A 16,559-nucleotide genomic window follows, 5' to 3' on the forward strand; every position below is an offset into this window, starting at 1 on the left:
AACGACGGTCGTCAACATGAGTGTCTAGCTTTGGTGCGAACCCACGAGCGTGAGGGCGTCGGCGGTGGTGTGGAAAGTCGCCGACGATGCCCGGTCGGGCGAGAACCCGGCGATGATCTCCCGCACGCGTGCCGTCGCGGGCTCGGCCAGCCCGTCGTAGAGCGCGGCGAACAGCTCACGGGCCTCACGCTGCGGCCACCCCGCGGGCAGCAGCGCGCGGGGCAGATCGGGGTCGACCCCGGGGAACTCGCGCCAGACGTCGATGACCGCCGTCCGCGCCACGAGCGCGGCGGCGGGTTCCAGTTCGGGGATCCGGTCGCGCAGCGGGGTGAAGCGGGCGAGGAAATCGTCGTACCGCTCGCGCAGCGCCTGCAGATCCCACGCCCCCGAGGGATCCCCGCCCGCAACCAGCGCGGACGAGCGTCCGATGAGGACAGTCGCGCTCGTCACCCCGAGCTCCGCCAGCACCCCGGCGGCGTCCGCCTCCCGATCCCCCGGCGCCACCCACACCGCGTCGAACACCGCGGCGAAACCCAGCCAGCTCAACCGGGTCCGCAGGCTCGCGCGCGTCGTCCGCTGGTCTTCCGGGAGCGAGAACGCCACCAGGGTCCAGCTCCCGTCCCACTCGACGGCCGAGGTCGCGAAGGTGAAGATGCGTTCGGTGCCGGCGTCGAGGACATCCATCGCTTCCGTGGTCAGGGCGTAGCTGGTGCGCCGTCCCTCCTTGCGCGAGACGAGCAGGCCGCGCCGGCCGAGGCGGCTCAGCGCCGCGCGCGCGTTGGGCTCGGTCACGCCGAACTCGCCCAGCAACGCGACCAGCGCCGTGGACGGGAGCTGGGCGTACTGCGGGTACCAGTGGTCGCCGAGCAGCGTCAGCAGCAGGTGCTGGGGCCGCGACGCCACCGCGTCGCACTCGGCGCGAAGCCGCTCACCCACGGGGGTCGGTTGCGAGATCACCGCCCCAGACTAAGTGCCGCGTCTTCCGTCGGCGTGGCTGCCGGCGCCCGGGCCCGGGGCGTTCACGACGCGGACGGTGTCGGGAAACTCACCGGATCCGCGGCGTGAATGGCCGATGAGAATACGGAGAGAAACGCCGTGATCGGATCGCTTTTCACCGGGATCGGCTCATCCCGAACCGAACCGGGCGGGCGGTTCGGAAACACCGCGTCCGCATTCGAGTAGGGTGACCGCGTTCGAGCTGTGGTGATTTCGAGAAAGGCTGACCCGAGGGTGACCGAACCACTGGTGCCACTGGACGAATCGTGGTCGACCGCGCTGGCGTTCGCCGCGCACCCGGACGACCTCGAGTACGGCACGGCCTCGGCCGTCGCCCGCTGGACCGCCCAGGGCAAGCGCGTCGTCTACTGCCTGGCGACGAGCGGCGAGGCCGGCATCGACGCCATCGACCCCGCCGTCGCCGGACCGCTGCGCGAAGCCGAAGAGCGCGCCGGCGCGGCGGTCGTCGGCGTCGACCTCGTGGAGTTCCTCGGTTACCCGGACGGTGTCCTCGAATACGGGCTCCCGCTGCGCCGCGACATCGCCCGCGCCCTCCGCCGGCACCGCCCCGACGTCGTCGTGACCGGCAACTACCACGATCGCTGGGGCCCGGGCGCCCCCAACCAGGCCGACCACATCGCGCTGGGCCGCGCCGTGCTGGACGGCGCCCGCGATGCCGGCAACCGCTGGATCTTCCGCGAACTGCTCGACGAAGGCCTCGATCCGTGGCAGGTGCGGCAGATCATCGTCACCAACAGCCCCGAATCCACTCACGGCGTCGACACGACGGACTTCCTCGACCACGGCGTCGCCTCCCTCGAAGCGCACGCCGAGTACCTGCGCGGCATCGGCCCCGGCGACATGGCGTCGCCCCGGGAGTTCCTCGAAGCCTCCGGGGCCGAGACCGGCCTGCGGATGGGTGTGCGGTTCGCCGTCCCCGCCGAGATCATCGTTCTCTGACCCGGGCCGCGCGCGGTCGCGCACTGCCCACTTGGCCATGAGTATTGACCAGCTGTTCGGAAAGCGCCCGATCGGACGCAGCCGGTGACGTTTTCCCGGTGGGGCGAAAAAGTGAGCACTGCACACCGGGAACGTCTTCGTCGTTTCCGTACGCGGAGGGGTCCGCCGGCTTTCCCGGCGGACCCCTCAGTGCTCACTTCAGGTGCCGGGCGAAGAACCGGTTGCCGGCTTCCCCCTCGAACTGCGGGACGCCGGCGTGCCCGCCCATGTTGGCGTGCAGCGTCTTCTCCTTCGAGCCGAAGGCGTCGAACAGGTCCAGGGCGAGCTGCCGGTCGTTGCCCTCGTCGTCCCACTGCAGCAGGACGTGCAGCGGAATGGTGACCTGCCGCGCCTCCTCGACGATGCTGCGGGGCACGAAACTCCCCGCGAACAGCACGGCGGCCGCGAGGCGCGGTTCGACCACCGCCAGCCGCACGCCGAGGGCGATCACGCCGCCCGCAAGCCCGACCGGGCCGCGGATCCCGGGCAGCGCGAGCAGGGCGTCCAGTGCGGCCTGCCATTCCGGGACCGCCTGCTCGGCCAGCGGCAGGACCAGCCGGTCGACGATCTCCTCCAGGGGCTCCCCCGTCCCCAACGCCCGGCGCAGGTCGGCGCGCGCCTGCTCGGCGACGGCGGATCGGGGCCGGTCGCCGCTTCCGGGCAGCTCGAGGGTGGCCGCGGCGTAGCCTTCGGCGACGGAGCCGCGAGCCCGCGCCACCAGCCGCGGGTAAATCTTGCGCAGCCCGCCGGGGTGGCCGAGCAGGATCAGCGGCGCGGGCTCGGTTGCGGACCCTGGCGTCCACAGGATGCCGGGGACGTCGCCGAGGGTGAACTCGCGTTCGAGGACGCCGTCGTCGAGGCGTTGTTCGGCGGTGAATCGCATGGTCGTGCCTTTCGGGAGTGCTCGTGGAACGGCGCTCCCGGGCGACCTACCGCCCGACCGTGACCCCTGAGGGGAGCACCCATGTCGTTGCGTTCACGGGTACCACCTCCTCGGTCTCTCGCACGGCTCCCGGGAAGCTAGCAGCAGCCGCCGCGGTCCGCCATCGAGTTTCGTTCACTGCGCGGGCCTGGTGGCCCGTTCGACGAGCTCCAGGACGTGTTCGTACCGGTGCCCGGTCGCCCTGGTCATGCCGAGCTCGCACGTGCGGTTGCAGGAGACGTGGGCGTCGAAGGGGCCGGCGTCGGCGAGCTCCCGGGCCTGGCGCGCGGTGGCCGAAGCCGTCAGCTCGGGGTGCAGCAGACCGCGGTCGCCGGCGAAGCCGCAGCACCCCCACTCCTCGGGCACGGTCACGGTGCCGGCCACGGCCGCGGTGACCTCGCGCAACGCGCCGGACAGCCCCATCCGCGTGGCCGAACACGTCGGGTGCAGGGCCACGGCGGCGACCGGGGCGGTGATCGTGAGGCGGCCGAGCACCTCGTCGCGCACGAACTCGACGGCGTCGACCACCCGGATCTCCCGGAACCGCTCCAGCCCGCGTTCGATCAGGTGCCGCAGCCCTTCGGTGCACGAGGACGCGTCGCCGATGACCGGGATCCGGCCGTTGTCCGTGGCGGCCCACAGCGCCGGCAGCACCCGCCGCGCCATCTCCTCGTAGCCCCGCTCCAGGCCCTTGGACTTCCACGGCGTGCCGCAGCACAACGACGCCGGTCCGTCCGGGGTCGTGAGGCGGATCCCGGCGCGCTCGCACAGGGTCCGCAGCGCCGCCGCGACGCCGGGCTCCACGCCGCCGAACATGGTGCCGGTGCACGACGCGAACAGCACCGCGTCGGCGTTCCCGGTCACGGACTCGGTGCGACGCCGGCCGCCGCGTGGCAGCTCCGGCGACCACAGCGGGACCGCATCGGTGCTCCCGGCCTTGCGGGCCAGCTCGTTCGCGCCGAGGACCACGCGCTCCGGCAGCTTGGCCGCGGTGGTGAGCGCGGTCGCGGCCGCGCGCGTCGCGCCGTCCCAGTGCCGCGCGGCGCCGGCCCAGATCGCCGAGGTGGCCCGGCCGGCGTCTTCGGCCCGGAGCCGTTTCATCAGGTCGCCGGTGTTGATCGTCACCGGGCAGGAGGTCTGGCACATGCCGTCGACGGCGCAGGTCTGCACCGCGTCGTACTCGTACTCGGCCCGCAGCTGAGCGAGCGCGGCCGTGTCCCCGGCCTCGCGGGCCCGCTCGATCTCCCGGCGCAGCACGATGCGCTGGCGCGGGGTGGTGGTCAGGTCGCGGCTCGGGCAGACGGGTTCACAGAAGCCGCATTCCACGCAGCGGTCGACTTCTTCCTCCACCTGTGGCGAAGCCTTCAGGTTGCGCAGGTGCCCGCCCGGGTCCTCGGCGATGAGGACACCCGGGTTGAGCAGGTCCCGCGGGTCGCACAGCCGCTTGATCTCACGCATGACGTCGTAGAGCTCGTCGCCGTACTGGCGGCGGACGAACGGGGCCATCATCCGGCCGGTGCCGTGCTCGGCCTTCAGCGAGCCGCCGTGGCCGAGCACGAGGTCGACCATGTCGTCGGTGAACGCCGCGAACCGGTCGAGCGGCCGGCCGTCGCCGAGCCGTTCGGTGAGCATGAAGTGGATGTTGCCGTCCTTGGCGTGGCCGAAGATCACGCTGTCGCGGTAGCCGTGGCGGTCGAACAGGCCCGTGAGCGACTCGCACGTCGGCAGCAGCTCGGGCACCGGTACGACGATGTCCTCCAGCAACGCCGTCGTGCCGGCCGGGCGGGCCCCGGCGATCATGGCGTACAGGCCTTTGCGGACGTGCCAGTGGCCGGCCCGCGTCGCCGGGTCCGCGGACAGCACCGCAGGCGCCGTGGTCGGCAGCGCCGCCAGGACCGCGCCGGCACCCCCGGCCATTTCGTCCACTTCGTCGGCCGTGCCGGCCTGGTACTCGACGAGCAACGCCGCGTGCCGGTCGACCGCTAGGTCGCGCAGCACCGCGGTCGCCTGCGCGTCGCGCTGGCCCACGCGGATCGAGGTCGCGTCGAGCAGCTCGATCGTCGCCGGCCCGGTGGCGACCAGCGCCGGCAACGCCCCGGTGGCCCCGGCGAGGTCGTCGAAGACCAGCAGGCCGGTGCGCGCGTGCCCGTGCAACGGCACCGTGCGCAGCACCACCGACGCGATGAACGCCAGCGTGCCCTCGCTGCCGACCGCCAGGTGGGCCAGGATGTCGGCCGGCTCGGTGTGGTCGAGCAGCGAATTGAGGCCGTAGCCCATGGTGTTCTTCATCGAGAACTGCTGCTCGACCCGTTTGCGCAGCGTCGCGTCACCCCGCACCCGGTCACGCAGCCGGCCCAGTCCGGCGTGCAGCTCGGGCTCCGCGGCGCGCAGCCGGCCGTCCGCGTCGGGCTTGCCCGTGTCCACGACCGTGCCGGACGGCAGCACGAGCACGATCGACTCGAGCGTGGCGTAGCTGTTGGCCCAGGTGCCGCAGGCCATGCCGCTGGAGTTGTTCGCGACCACGCCCCCGACGGTGCACGCGACCTCGCTCGCCGGGTCGGGCCCCAGCTTGCGCCCCCACCGCGCGAGACGTGCGTTGACCTGCCGGATCGTGGCCCCGGGGCCCACCCGCACGCGCTTGCCGTCGTCGAGCACCTCGACGTCACGGAAGTGGCGCCGGGTATCCACGAGCACCCCGTCCGTCCCGCCCTGCCCCGACAGGCTCGTCCCCCCGGACCGGAACCCGATCGCCACCCCGGCCGCCCTCGCGGCGGCGAACAACCGCCCCACCTCGTCCGCGCTGCTCGCCCTCACCACCGCCCTCGGCGTGAGCATGAAGTGCGACGCGTCGTGCGCATGGGCCAGCCGGTCGGTCAGCCGCCGCCCGACCCGCCCGGGGTCCCCGGTCGCGGCGGCCAGCAGGTCGAGCAGGTCGGCTTCGCCGCTGGTGGTGACGGCTTGCCCGGTGGCGGTCATGGGCTGATCCTCGTCGATCGTGCGTGTCGTAGCGCGTTCAGCATTCAGCGCGGCCGAGATCGCCCGGCTCGCTGATCCAGGTTCACGCTCGGCGCCGCCCCGGGCAAGGGACAGCTGCGGAGATGTCCACCACCTGATACGCGGGGCTAGGACGCCGCCGCAGCAGTACCCGCCGGAGCCGGGAAACCGCCCACCGCCCGCTCATACGCGTGCGCGACCCGCAAAACCATCGCGTCGTCGAACCGCTTGCCGATGATCATCATCCCCGCGGGCAGCCCGTCCACCAGCCCGGCCGGAACGCTGCACGCGGGATGCCCGGTCACATCGAACGGCGCCGTGTTGCCGATCATCGACAAGGCCGTGTCCAGGTAGTCGGCGAGCGACACGTCCGGTGCCGGCAGCTCCCGCGCGACATACGGCAGCGTCGGCATGACGAGGACGTCGTACTCGCCCAGAGCGGCGTCGTAGGCCGCCCGCAGTTCGTAGGAAAGGTTGCGCGCCATGGCGTAGTACTTGCCGCCGCCGAGTTCGAAGGTGTAACGGCCCGAGAGGCCGACGAGCTGCACCGTCTTCGACAGGTCGCGCCCGCGCGCGAGGCGGCCCCGGGCGTAGTGCGCGATCAGCTCCGGGTCGTACTGGCCCCAGGTCCCCATTCCGTACCCGTGGCCGTCGATCATCTGGTAGGCGGCGCCTTCGGTCGCGATCACGTTCCACACCGCCATGGCGTCGGTGTGCCACGGGACCGAGACCTCGGCCGCGGTCAGCCCGGCCGACCGCAGCACCTCCACCGCGTCCCGGACCACGTCGTCGACGCCGGCCAGCGAAACGGGCGTGCCGAACCCTTCCCCCACCACACCCACGCGCAGACCGGAGGCACTCTCGCGCAGAGCGGCGACGTAGTCGACCGGGTCGAGGACCGTCGGCTGCCGGGAGTCGTAGCCGTCGACTCCGGCCAGCACACCCAGCATCAGCGCGGCGTCGTCCACCGTGCGCGTCATCGGCCCCAGGTGGTCGATGGTCTGCTCGATCGGGAACGCACCGGTGTAGGGCACCAGCCCGTACGTCGGCTTGTGGCCCACGATCCCGGTGAACGACGCCGGGATCCGCACCGAGCCGCCCTGGTCCCCGCCCACCGCCAGATCGACGTCACCGTTCGCCACCAGCGCCGCGCTGCCGCTCGACGAGCCACCCGCGTTGCGCGAAAGATCCCACGGATTGCGCACCGGCCCCGGCCACGACGTGAAACTGCCCCCGGAGAAACACAGGTCTTCGCACGTCGACTTGCCGGCGATCGTCGCGCCCGCGGCGAGCAGCCGGCGCACCACCGTGGCGTCCCGCCTCGGCACGAAGCCTTCCATCGACGCCGAACCGTTGACCATCGGCACCCCGGCCACGGCGACGTTGTCCTTCACCGCGACCGTCCGCCCCGCCAGCGGGCCTTCCGCCGTCTCGGTGATCGCCGTCCGCACCGACCACGCGTTGAGCGGATTGTCCACCGGCAGCGCCGACTCCCGCACCGGCACCTCGGGCGACGACCGCCCGTAGAGCCGCTCGACCTCCTCCGACGCCGCCAGCGTCCCCTCGACCGCCGGGACGAACTCCCCGATCTCGGCGTCGGTCAGGTCGAATCCGTAACGCTGAGACAGCTGGGCGAGCCTTGCCGCATCGGGCACCGGAATGGCCATGACCGCTCCTTCGAGGTCGGCGATGGCGTCGAACCTAGGGACGATCCGACGACACGTCAACGAATGCCGATCTCCGCGGTCCGCGTGCACTGCCCTTGCGGTTCGTCCCTGGTCGCGTCATCTTCGGTTCGCACAGGTGATGCACGTCCGCGTCGCCGGCAGGGCGGCGAGGCGGCCTTCGGAGATCGGGCCGCCGCAGCGTTCGCAGACCTCGTAGACGCCCGCCAGCACTCGTTCGGCGGCCTGGCCGAGTGCCGCGAGTTCGTCCTGGGCCTGCCGCAGCAAGGCCTGGACCTGCGCGCGTTCGAACGCGATGGTGGCGCCTTCCGGGTCGTGTTCGTCGTCGCCGCTGCTGAACTCCGAGGCCGCCACGATCTCGTTCCACTGCCGTGCGAGCGCGGAGGCCCGTCGCGAGGTCTCGGCTTGTGCCCTCTCGATCAGCTCCATCGCGGCGCGCTCGTCCATGACGCGACCATCCTCCCTGTCACCGTCATCCTCGAGCAGAATCCCGTGCGCCCGCTACTCCCCCGCGTTCACGACGGCCGGAGGACCGGCCACTGCCGCCCGCCCGCTTGCCCCTACGGCGAAAGCTCCTGCGGGTGGGTGGCCAGTGCCTCGACGGTCACGTCCATCCACTTCCACATCGGCAGCGAGGTGAGCGCGTCGTGCAGGGCGGTCGGGTCTTCGGCCTCGTACAGGCCGACGGTCGCGTTGCGGCCGGGCACCCGCCACAGCCGTTTGAGCACCCCGGCGGCGCGCAACTCGTGTGCGCGCTCGCGTTCGGCCTTGCGCAGCCGCTCCCGGAGCTCGTCCGGAGTGTCGGGCGGCAGCAGGTTCTCGGTGCGGACCAGGAATTCCAACAGTTCCTCCGGTGGGCTACGACTTCGCGATCGAGAGCAGGCGGTCCGCGAGCTCGCCGGGCGCGGTCACCATGGCCTCGTGCCCCGTGGCGATCTCGTGCACGGGCCAGCCGCGGCTCACGGCCCGCTCCGCGTGGGCGCGGAACACCCGCATCCAGTCCGTGCACTCGACGAACTCCGCCGGCACACGCTCGCCCGCGCCGGTGAGCCGCAGCGGCTCGGTGTAGGTGAGCCACGGCTGCGGCGTCAGGCGCGGGCCGAGCCACGCCAGGTCGGCCTCGTCCGTCACGCCGAGCACGGTCAGGGACCGCACGGGGACGAGCCAGCCGAAGCCCGGGCCGGCCACCGACTCGCGGTAGTGCCCGGCCACCTGCTCGGGCAGCAGGTCGATGGCGGCTTCGCCGTCGCAGCCGGCGAACGCGTCGAGGTACACCCGCTTGGCGAGGCGCTCGGGCACCCGATCGGCGACACCGGTGACCACCTGCCCGGCGTAGCTGTGCCCGACCAGCACGACGTCGCCGAGGTCGTGTGCTTCGAGCAGCCCGACGACGTCCTGGACGTGCGTGCCGAGCCCCACCGCGGGGCTGAGCAGGTGGGCGCGGTCGCTGAGCCCGGTCAGCGTCGGCGCGAAGACCTCGTGGCCCGCCGAGCGCAGCGCGGGGGCCACCCGCCGCCAGGCCCAGCCCCCGTGCCACGCTCCGTGCAGCAGGACGAACGCGGTCATGCGGGTGCTCCCCCGTTCTCGAACAGCGCCAGCGCGGCCGCGGTGTTGGACGCCGGCACGTGGTACGTCTCGTGGATCCGCGTGATCCGCTCGTCCATCGCGCCGCGCATCACCAGCCACATGATCAGCTCGATGCCCTCCGTGCCGGCCTGGGCGACGTATTCCTCCCGAGTGAGCCGCGCCAGCGCCTCCGGGTCGGTCTCGATCTTCTCCAGGAACATGCGGTCGAACGGCGTGTTGATCAGACCCGCGCGGGCACCGGCCAGCTGGTGCGACATGCCGCCGGTGCCGAACACCGCGACACCGAGATCCTCCGGGAACGACCGGATCGCGCGGCCGATCGCCTGCCCCAGCGCGTAGCAGCGGGCGGCCGTGGGCTGCGGGTGCCGGATGACGTTGACCAGCACGGGCACCACCGGGCACGGCCACCGCTCCCCCGGATCCGGGCAGTACACCGACAGCGGCACGGTGAGGCCGTGGTCGACGTCGAGGCCGTGGAAGGTCGCGATGTCGAAGGAGTCGTCGACGAGCCCGCGGACGAGGTGCTCACTCAGCTCCGGCGCGCCGACGACCGGTGGCACCGGGCGGCGGCCCCAGCCCTCGTCGGCCACTTCGTAGGAGTCCGCGGTGCCGACCGCGAAAGTCGGGATCAGGTCGAGGTCGAGTGCGTTGGCGTGGTCGTTGTACACGATCACCGCGACGTCCGGCCGGTGCCCGGCCATCCACTCCCGGGCCGGGGCGTACCCGTCGAACAACGGTTTCCAGTACGGCTCGGCGGTTTTGCCGTTGTCCATCGCGGCGCCGATCGACGGCACGTGCGAAGTCGCGAGGCCCCAGATCACCCTAGCCAAATTTCCGCCCTCCCGATCGCATCGCCTCGGCGAACTCCTCGGCCGTCATCCCGGTGAACACCCCGCCGAGGTACTGCATGGACTTCCCGTCCAGCATCGCCAGTTTGTAGGTGTAGAAGACGGATCCGCCGAGCTCGAGCATCCCGGTCCAGTCCCGTTCGAGGATCGCCTTCTTCTGCTCCGGCGACAGGCCGAACTCGTCGCAGTAGGCCGATTCGTCCTCGGTGAACCGCCGCCGGTTGCGTTCGTCCTTCAGCGACAGGCACATCTTGTTCAGCGCGTACCCCTGCCGGCTCGCACGCAGGTCGAGCAGGTAGTCGTCACGGGCCTTCGTCATCGCCACTCCCTTCCGTTCCCGGCTAGAACACCACAGTGGTGGAGCCGTCCCGGACGACGCGGTCGTCGCAGTGCCACGCCACCGCGCGGGAGAGCACGAGCCGTTCGACGTCCGCTCCCTTGCGCTGCAGCTCGGGGACCGGGTCCCGGTGCGACACGCGGATCACGTCCTGCTCGATGATCGGCCCCTCGTCGAGGTCTTCGGTGACGTAGTGCGCGGTCGCGCCGACGAGCTTCACCCCGCGCTCCTTCGCCCGCTGGTACGGCCCGGCGCCGACGAACGCCGGCAGGAACGAATGGTGGATGTTGATCACCGGCACGCCGACCTCGGCGAGGAAACCGGCGGACAGGATCTGCATGTAGCGCGCCAGCACCACCACGTCGACGTTGCCCTTGAGCAGGTTGAGCTGTTCTTTCTCGGCGGCGGCCTTGTCCCCCTTGCCCACCGGCACGTGGAAGAACGGGATGTCGAAGCCGCGGACGTCGTCACCCAGGTCGGGGTGGTTCGACACCACCATCGGCACCGCCATGTGCACCTCGCCGCGGCGCTGGCGCCACAGCAGGTCCAGCAGGCAGTGGTCCGCTTTGGACACCATGATCGCGGCCCGCTTGCGCCGCCGCGCCTCCACCAGCCGGAACTCGAGCCCCAGCTGCTCACCCAGGCGCGTTTCCAGCGTCGCGTTCAGGCCGGCCAGCCGCGAGGGCAGCTCCGCCAGGTGGAACACCGTGCGCTGGAAGAACCGGCCGCCGGACGGATCGCTGGTCGACTGGTCGAGCGAGACGATGTTGGCGCCCTCGTCCGTCAGCACCCCCGACACGGTCGCCACGATCCCCGGCCGGTCCGCGCCCTGCACGATCAGGCGCCCGTAGTCCTCGTGGGTGGGCCCGGTCACGCGCGGCCGTCCGTTTCCGCGATCCGGGCGAGCAGTTCCTGCCGCCACGCCTCGGTCTTCGCGAGCTCGTTGAACGTGAAGACGTGCAGCCCGTGCACGTTGCCGCCGCGCGGCGCCTCGGCGGCGAGCTGCCGGGCGAGTTTCGTCGGTTCGTAGGCACGCGGCAGCAGCAACCGCCACATCAGGTTCTGCTGCTTGCGCAGGAACCGCGCCGACTGTCCCAGCCCGATCCCGGCCGAGATCCGCACGAGCTTCTGGCGGTTCACCGGACCGGGCAGTCCGATGTGGACCGGCAGGTCGATCCCGGAGGCGGCGAGGCCCGCGGACCACGCGCCGGTGACCGCCGCGTCGAAGCAGATCTGGGTGATCACGCGGGTCGCGAGCGGAGCCTTCTGCCGCAACGCCCGCTCGAGCGCGGGGGCCGGGATCTTCGCATGGCCTTCCGGATAGCCGCCGATCCCGACGTCGGTGAACGGGTGGCCCAGGTCCTCCATCGCCCGCAGCAGGGCGTACGCGTCGGCGAACTCGCCCGCCGGCTTCGGCGCGTCGCCCCCGATGACGAACACCGACCGCGCCCCGGCCGCACGCAGGCGGGCCACCACGTCGGCCACGTGGGCGCGGTCGGTGAACTGCCGCGCCGGCAGGTGCGGAGCGACCTGGTAACCGTGCCGCAGCAGGCGTTCGGTCAGGTCCAAGGTGGTGTCGATGCCCTTCGCCTCGGTGACGGTGACCGTCAACGGGACGGCGGTGGGCACGTGTTCGAGCACAGCCGATTCGGTGCCGCGGAACGGCATCACCTCGTAGCTCATGGTCCGCACCAGGTCGGCCAGATCCGGCCGCCGGCGCCCCGAGCCCGCCACCTCCTGCTGGATCGTCATGCGCTGCCCTCGTCTCCTCGTCCCGCAAGCGCTGCCTGCGGCCACCAGTAGAACGGAACGGCGGTCGGTTTTCGTCCGGCAGGGAGACCGAGTTCACCGCGACAAATGACGGGGCCGCCCGCCCCGCCCGATCCGCCCAGGACGAATGACGTAGCCGAGACCGGCCTGCCGGACCTCACGCTCGGGGCCCCCGCGGCCTACCGTCCAACGGGGCAGCCCAGGACCGGCGAGTGGTCCTCGGCCCCCCGGTGGCGTGCGACCGCCGCCGGGACCCGGACACCCGTCGCACGAGAACGGACCGCACATGAGCGCGAAAAGCCTGCAGGACGTGGTCGATCAGGCGGGGAACACGGTGGACCTGCTCCGCAATTCCCAGCTCGGCGCCTACATCTACCCGGTCGTCCCGGCCGAGTTCACCAACTTCCGCCGCGAGGTGCTCGCCTGGCGGTCCACGGCCGTGCTGTTCGACCAGACCCACCACATGGTCAACCTCTTCCTCTCCGGTCCCGACGCGCTGAAGCTGATCTCCGACACCGGCGTCAACAGCGTCGCGAAGTTCCCGGTCGACTCGGCCAAGCAGTTCGTCCCCGTCTCGCCCGACGGCGGGGTGATCGGCGACGGCATCCTGTTCCGGCTGGCCGAAGAGGAGTTCGTGTTCGTCGGCCGCGCCCCGGTGGCCAACTGGCTCACCTTCCACGCCGGCCAGGGCTACGACGTCGAGCTGAAGCTGGACCAGCGCTCGCCTTCGCGGCCGTACGGCAAGCCGGTGACGCGGGACCTGTGGCGCTTCCAGATCCAGGGCCCGAACGCCTGGCCCGTGATCGAGAAGGTCCACGGCGGCCCGGTGGAGCAGGTCCGGTTCTTCCGCATGGGACACCTGAACGTCGCCGGCCGGCAGGTCCGGACCCTGCGGCACGGCATGGCGGGCGCGCCCGGCCTGGAGCTGTGGGGCCCGTACGAGACCTACGACGAGGTGCGCGAAACCATCCTGGACGCCGGCCGTGAGTTCGGGCTCGAGCCGGCCGGGGCGCGCGCGTACTCGTGCAACACGCTGGAGTCCGGCTGGATCCCGTCGCCGTTGCCCGCGATCTACACCGGCGAGCGGCTGCGCCCGTACCGCGAATGGCTCGGCGCCGGAAGTTACGAGGCGACCAACGCGCTGGCCGGCAGCTTCGTGTCCGACCGGATCGAGGACTACTACCTCAACCCCTGGGAGCTCGGCTACGGCTCGTTCGTCAAGTTCGACCACGACTTCATCGGCCGCGACGCGCTCGCCGCGATCGACCCGGAGAGCCAGCGGCGCAAGGTCACCCTCGCGTGGAACGCCGAAGACGTGGGCACCCTGCTCGCCTCACCCGTCGACCCGGACGGTCCCGGCTACCAGTTCTTCGACCTGCCCAACGCCAACTACGGCTCGTCGAACTTCGACTCGGTGCTCGACGCCGACGGCAACCGGATCGGGTTGTCGCTGTTCACCGGCTACAGCGCGAACGAGCGCGCCGCCCTGTCGCTCGCCACGGTCAACCCGGACGTGCCGCTCGGCGCGGAGGTCCGCGTGGTCTGGGGCGAGCCGGACGGCGGGTCGCGCAAGACCACCGTGCAGCCGCACGAGCAGTTCTCCGTCCGGGCCATCGTCAGTCCCGCGCCGTACTCGGCGATGGCGCGCGAGAGCTATCACCCCGGCTGGCGCTCCGCCGTCACGGTCTGAACCCGCCGTGCGCACACCGCGCCCCCGCGGCGGGACCGGGCTTTCGCCACACTGCCCGCCGCGGGCCGGCCGTAGTACGGTGGCCGGGGCCGTCGCCCTCCCCGGGCCGGCCCGTACCACACGTGACCGCCCGGTGGTGATCAGACGTGGCCCGACGGGGTGTCGGCTCGCTCGCGAACATCGACCTGAACCTGCTCGTCATCCTGCGGGAACTGCTGCGCGAGCAGAACGTGACCCGGGCGGCCCAGCGGGTCGGGGTGACCCAGCCCGCCGCCAGCGCCGCGCTGGGGCGGCTGCGCCGGCACTTCGGCGACGAACTGCTCGAACGCACTCGCACCGGGTTCGTGCTCTCCCCGCTCGGGGAGAAGCTGGCGGCCGAGATCGAACCGGTGTACCTGAGTCTCGAACGGCTCTTTTCGCCCGAACCGGAATTCCACCCTGAAGACACCGAGCGTGAATTCACCATTCTGACCAACGACTACGTGCTCGCCGCGTTCGGCGAACAGCTGTCGCGCACGCTCCACGCGGCGGCGCCACACGCACGGCTGAGCGTCAAGGTGGCCAAAGGAGAGCTGCCGGCGGACCTGCCGGAAACGCTGCGCGGAATCGACGCGATCATTTCCGCCCCGAAATCCGCGTTCAAGGTCGACGAAATCCACGGGCGGGAATTGTTCCGCGACCACTGGTCGTGCGTCGTGGCCGCGGACAACCCGGTGGGCGGGCGGCCCCGGCTCGCGGACCTCGAACGGATGCCGTGGGTGATCCCCAACCACCCCGACGACGGGTACCCGGCGAGCTCACCGCTCGCGCCCGTGCTCGCCGAGCTGAGCACGCAGCCCCAGGTCGCCGTGCGAGTGGACAGTTACCAGGCCACGCCGTACTTCGTGGCGGGCACGGACCGGGTCGCGGTGATGCAGCACCGGCTCGCCGCCCAGTTCGCCGACCGCGGTGATCTGCGGATCCTGCCCTACCCCGGCGATCCACCCCCGATCGTCGAGATCCTCTGGTGGCACCGCAAGAACACCGACGAACGCACGCACACGTGGCTGCGCACTGTGCTTTCCACGGCCGCGGACGGCCTTCGTGAACCCGAACGGGGTATTCACGGCGGTTATGCGGCGGGTGCAGACGATTTATTACCGAACCCCGCTCCGTGAGCCACATACTGGCAATCTGCGAAACACGGTGAAGCACACTGGCCCGAGCACACAAAGGAGTGTGCCTTGTCGAATTCAACGACGAGCAGACCGATCATCGACGTACTCCCCCTGATCGAGAACCAGAAAGTGGGGAAGTTCTGGACCGCGCTCTTCTCCGTATCCTGGCTGGTCGCGTTTCTGGACGGCTTCGACCTGCAAGTCATCTCTTTCGCGGGCCGCTATCTGAAACAATCGTTCGACCTGACCAACACCGAGCTCGGCACGCTGGGCACCGTGGGGGTCGTCGGGACCCTGCTGGGCGGGATCGTCATCGGCTACCTGGGCGACCGGATCGGCCGCAAGCCCGCCATCGTCGTGTCGGTCGCCGGGTTCGGGATCTTCATGGTCCTGGTCGCCTTCGCGCAGAACTACCCCCAGCTGGTGCTGCTGCGCCTGGTCACCGGGCTGTTCGTCGGTGGCGCGCTCCCGCCGGTGTGGGCACTGGTCAGCGAGTTCGCCCCGATCCGGCTGCGGTCGACGTCCGTGGTGATCGTGATGGTCGGCTACAGCATCGGCAGCGCGTCGGGCGGCCCGCTGTCGAACCTGCTGATCCCGCGCTTCGGCTGGCAGTCGGTGTTCCTCGTCGGTGGTGCGGCGTCACTTCTCGTGCTCGCCGCGGTGGTGCCGGCGTTGCCGGAGTCGGTCAAGTTCCTGGCGCAGAAGGGCCTCGCCCCGGACCGGATCAAGCGCACCCTGCTGCGCGTGCGGCCCGGGCTGTCGCTGCCGGACGACGCGACCTACGTCGTCGGGACCGACGTCGTCGAGCGCAAGCAGTTCACCCCGGTGGCCCTGTTCCGCGGGCGGCTGGCAGTGCTCACCACACTGGTGTGGGCGTCCTACTTCTGCTCGGCCACGGTCGTGTTCTACCTGACGTTCTGGGGCCCGATCCTCAACGAGCAGATCGGCTTCAGCGTGTCGGCGGCCGCCACCCTCGCCGCGGGAACCTCCGCGGCGGGTGCACTGGGACAGGTCCTGATCGGCCGCTTCATCGACCGCCGCGGGGCCGGGACCATCGCGATCATGCCGCTGCTCGCGGTGCCGTGCCTGCTCGTGATCGGGTTCGTCCACCTCTCGGCCCTGGCGTATGTGTTCGTGCTGCTGCTGTCGAACGTGTTCATCATCGGCGGTCACGGCGGGGTGATCGGGATTTCGGGCATCTTCTACCGCCCCGCGATCCGGGCCAACGGCGCCGGCTGGGCGACCTCGGTGTCCAAGCTCGGTGCGATGCTCGGCCCGTGGCTCGCCGGGGTGCTCCTGGACCACGGCCTCAGTGCCCAGGGCACCTTCTTCGTGTTCGCCGTGTTCCCCGTCGTGATGATGACCGCGCTCCTGGTGCTGGGCCGCTTCCAGCGCCGGCTCCCGGCCACCGCGGACGGTTCGCTGAGTCCCGTCACCGCGGCCGCCGACGGCGCCACGGACGTGACCAGGCCTCCGCGCGAGGAGACCACCGCGGCCGGCTGAACCACCGGACACCGTGGCCGACGGAGGGCTTCCCGCGCACCCGGGAAGCCCTCCGTCGCGACGCGGAATTC

General features: G+C 71.3%; 15 protein-coding genes. 4 read left to right on the forward strand and 11 right to left on the reverse strand.

Going from position 1 to position 16,559, the window contains the following annotated elements; genetic code table 11:
• Nucleotides 1-24: 24 nt before the first annotated feature.
• Complete coding sequence (locus ACQPXB_RS32490; protein ID WP_432845545.1) at nucleotides 25-957, reverse strand: PaaX family transcriptional regulator; 933 nt, start codon at nucleotides 955-957, stop codon at nucleotides 25-27.
• A 273-nt stretch (nucleotides 958-1,230) separates the two neighbouring features.
• On the opposite strand from ACQPXB_RS32490, the gene ACQPXB_RS32495 reads away from it, so the two are divergent.
• Nucleotides 1,231-1,956, forward strand: a complete 726-nt coding sequence (locus ACQPXB_RS32495; RefSeq protein WP_366582319.1) for a PIG-L deacetylase family protein — start codon at nucleotides 1,231-1,233, stop codon at nucleotides 1,954-1,956.
• Nucleotides 1,957-2,149: 193 nt separating this feature from the next.
• Here the strand turns inward: ACQPXB_RS32495 and ACQPXB_RS32500 are convergent, their stop codons facing one another.
• The 10 genes from ACQPXB_RS32500 to ACQPXB_RS32545 all read right to left on the reverse strand — a co-directional run bounded on the left by ACQPXB_RS32500 (nucleotide 2,150) and on the right by ACQPXB_RS32545 (nucleotide 12,120).
• Nucleotides 2,150-2,878, reverse strand: a complete 729-nt coding sequence (locus ACQPXB_RS32500; protein WP_432845546.1) for an alpha/beta hydrolase — start codon at nucleotides 2,876-2,878, stop codon at nucleotides 2,150-2,152.
• 174 nt (nucleotides 2,879-3,052) lie between these two features.
• Nucleotides 3,053-5,893 carry an FAD-binding and (Fe-S)-binding domain-containing protein gene (locus tag ACQPXB_RS32505; protein ID WP_432845547.1) on the reverse strand — a complete coding sequence of 947 codons (2,841 nt, stop codon included), beginning with the start codon at nucleotides 5,891-5,893 and terminating at the stop codon, nucleotides 3,053-3,055.
• A 146-nt stretch (nucleotides 5,894-6,039) separates the two neighbouring features.
• Nucleotides 6,040-7,578 carry an amidase gene (locus ACQPXB_RS32510; RefSeq protein ID WP_432845548.1) on the reverse strand — a complete coding sequence of 513 codons (1,539 nt, stop codon included), beginning with the start codon at nucleotides 7,576-7,578 and terminating at the stop codon, nucleotides 6,040-6,042.
• Nucleotides 7,579-7,695: 117 nt separating this feature from the next.
• A complete protein-coding gene (locus ACQPXB_RS32515; RefSeq protein WP_366589978.1) occupies nucleotides 7,696-8,043 on the reverse strand; it encodes a TraR/DksA family transcriptional regulator in 348 nt (115 codons plus the stop codon).
• Between the two features lie 113 nt (nucleotides 8,044-8,156).
• Nucleotides 8,157-8,438 (reverse strand): muconolactone Delta-isomerase family protein, encoded by a 282-nt coding sequence (locus tag ACQPXB_RS32520; RefSeq protein ID WP_432845549.1) that lies wholly within the window; start codon nucleotides 8,436-8,438, stop codon nucleotides 8,157-8,159.
• Nucleotides 8,439-8,454: 16 nt separating this feature from the next.
• On the reverse strand, nucleotides 8,455-9,162 hold the full coding sequence (locus ACQPXB_RS32525) for an alpha/beta fold hydrolase (protein WP_432845550.1): 708 nt from the start codon (nucleotides 9,160-9,162) through the stop codon (nucleotides 8,455-8,457).
• Entirely contained in the window at nucleotides 9,159-10,013 is an 855-nt protein-coding gene (locus ACQPXB_RS32530; RefSeq protein WP_432845551.1) for a class III extradiol dioxygenase subunit beta, read from the reverse strand. The genes ACQPXB_RS32525 and ACQPXB_RS32530 overlap by 4 nt, the downstream gene beginning before the upstream one ends.
• A complete protein-coding gene (locus tag ACQPXB_RS32535; RefSeq protein WP_366589969.1) occupies nucleotides 10,006-10,350 on the reverse strand; it encodes a protocatechuate 3,4-dioxygenase in 345 nt (114 codons plus the stop codon). Before ACQPXB_RS32535 ends, ACQPXB_RS32530 begins: the two co-directional genes overlap by 8 nt.
• A gap of 22 nt (nucleotides 10,351-10,372) precedes the next feature.
• On the reverse strand, nucleotides 10,373-11,242 hold the full coding sequence (gene purU / locus ACQPXB_RS32540; RefSeq protein ID WP_432845552.1) for a formyltetrahydrofolate deformylase: 870 nt from the start codon (nucleotides 11,240-11,242) through the stop codon (nucleotides 10,373-10,375).
• Nucleotides 11,239-12,120: a methylenetetrahydrofolate reductase gene (locus ACQPXB_RS32545; RefSeq protein ID WP_432845553.1), complete on the reverse strand. Its 882-nt coding sequence runs from the start codon at nucleotides 12,118-12,120 to the stop codon at nucleotides 11,239-11,241. The genes purU and ACQPXB_RS32545 overlap by 4 nt, the downstream gene beginning before the upstream one ends.
• A gap of 304 nt (nucleotides 12,121-12,424) precedes the next feature.
• On the opposite strand from ACQPXB_RS32545, the gene ligM reads away from it, so the two are divergent.
• The 3 genes from ligM to ACQPXB_RS32560 all read left to right on the forward strand — a co-directional run bounded on the left by ligM (nucleotide 12,425) and on the right by ACQPXB_RS32560 (nucleotide 16,488).
• Nucleotides 12,425-13,828: a vanillate/3-O-methylgallate O-demethylase gene (gene ligM, locus ACQPXB_RS32550; RefSeq protein ID WP_432845554.1), complete on the forward strand. Its 1,404-nt coding sequence runs from the start codon at nucleotides 12,425-12,427 to the stop codon at nucleotides 13,826-13,828.
• 146 nt (nucleotides 13,829-13,974) lie between these two features.
• Complete coding sequence (locus ACQPXB_RS32555) at nucleotides 13,975-14,985, forward strand: LysR family transcriptional regulator (RefSeq protein WP_432845555.1); 1,011 nt, start codon at nucleotides 13,975-13,977, stop codon at nucleotides 14,983-14,985.
• 66 nt (nucleotides 14,986-15,051) lie between these two features.
• On the forward strand, nucleotides 15,052-16,488 hold the full coding sequence (locus ACQPXB_RS32560; RefSeq protein ID WP_432845556.1) for an MFS transporter: 1,437 nt from the start codon (nucleotides 15,052-15,054) through the stop codon (nucleotides 16,486-16,488).
• The last annotated feature ends 71 nt before the right edge of the window (nucleotides 16,489-16,559 follow it).

This window comes from Amycolatopsis sp. CA-161197 (genome assembly GCF_050942255.1).
In the GTDB taxonomy this organism is placed as follows: domain Bacteria; phylum Actinomycetota; class Actinomycetes; order Mycobacteriales; family Pseudonocardiaceae; genus Amycolatopsis.

What these genes read in the sequence shown, in the direction of transcription:
- ACQPXB_RS32535 (WP_366589969.1), bottom strand. Translation starts at nt 10,350, where the DNA reads ATGACGAAGGCCCGTGACGACTACCTGCTCGACCTGCGTGCGAGCCGG.
- ACQPXB_RS32505 (WP_432845547.1), bottom strand. Translation starts at nt 5,893, where the DNA reads ATGACCGCCACCGGGCAAGCCGTCACCACCAGCGGCGAAGCCGACCTG.
- ACQPXB_RS32545 (WP_432845553.1), bottom strand. Translation starts at nt 12,120, where the DNA reads ATGACGATCCAGCAGGAGGTGGCGGGCTCGGGGCGCCGGCGGCCGGAT.
- ACQPXB_RS32510 (WP_432845548.1), bottom strand. Translation starts at nt 7,578, where the DNA reads ATGGCCATTCCGGTGCCCGATGCGGCAAGGCTCGCCCAGCTGTCTCAG.
- ACQPXB_RS32500 (WP_432845546.1), bottom strand. Translation starts at nt 2,878, where the DNA reads ATGCGATTCACCGCCGAACAACGCCTCGACGACGGCGTCCTCGAACGC.
- ACQPXB_RS32525 (WP_432845550.1), bottom strand. Translation starts at nt 9,162, where the DNA reads ATGACCGCGTTCGTCCTGCTGCACGGAGCGTGGCACGGGGGCTGGGCC.
- ligM (WP_432845554.1), top strand. Translation starts at nt 12,425, where the DNA reads ATGAGCGCGAAAAGCCTGCAGGACGTGGTCGATCAGGCGGGGAACACG.
- ACQPXB_RS32515 (WP_366589978.1), bottom strand. Translation starts at nt 8,043, where the DNA reads ATGGACGAGCGCGCCGCGATGGAGCTGATCGAGAGGGCACAAGCCGAG.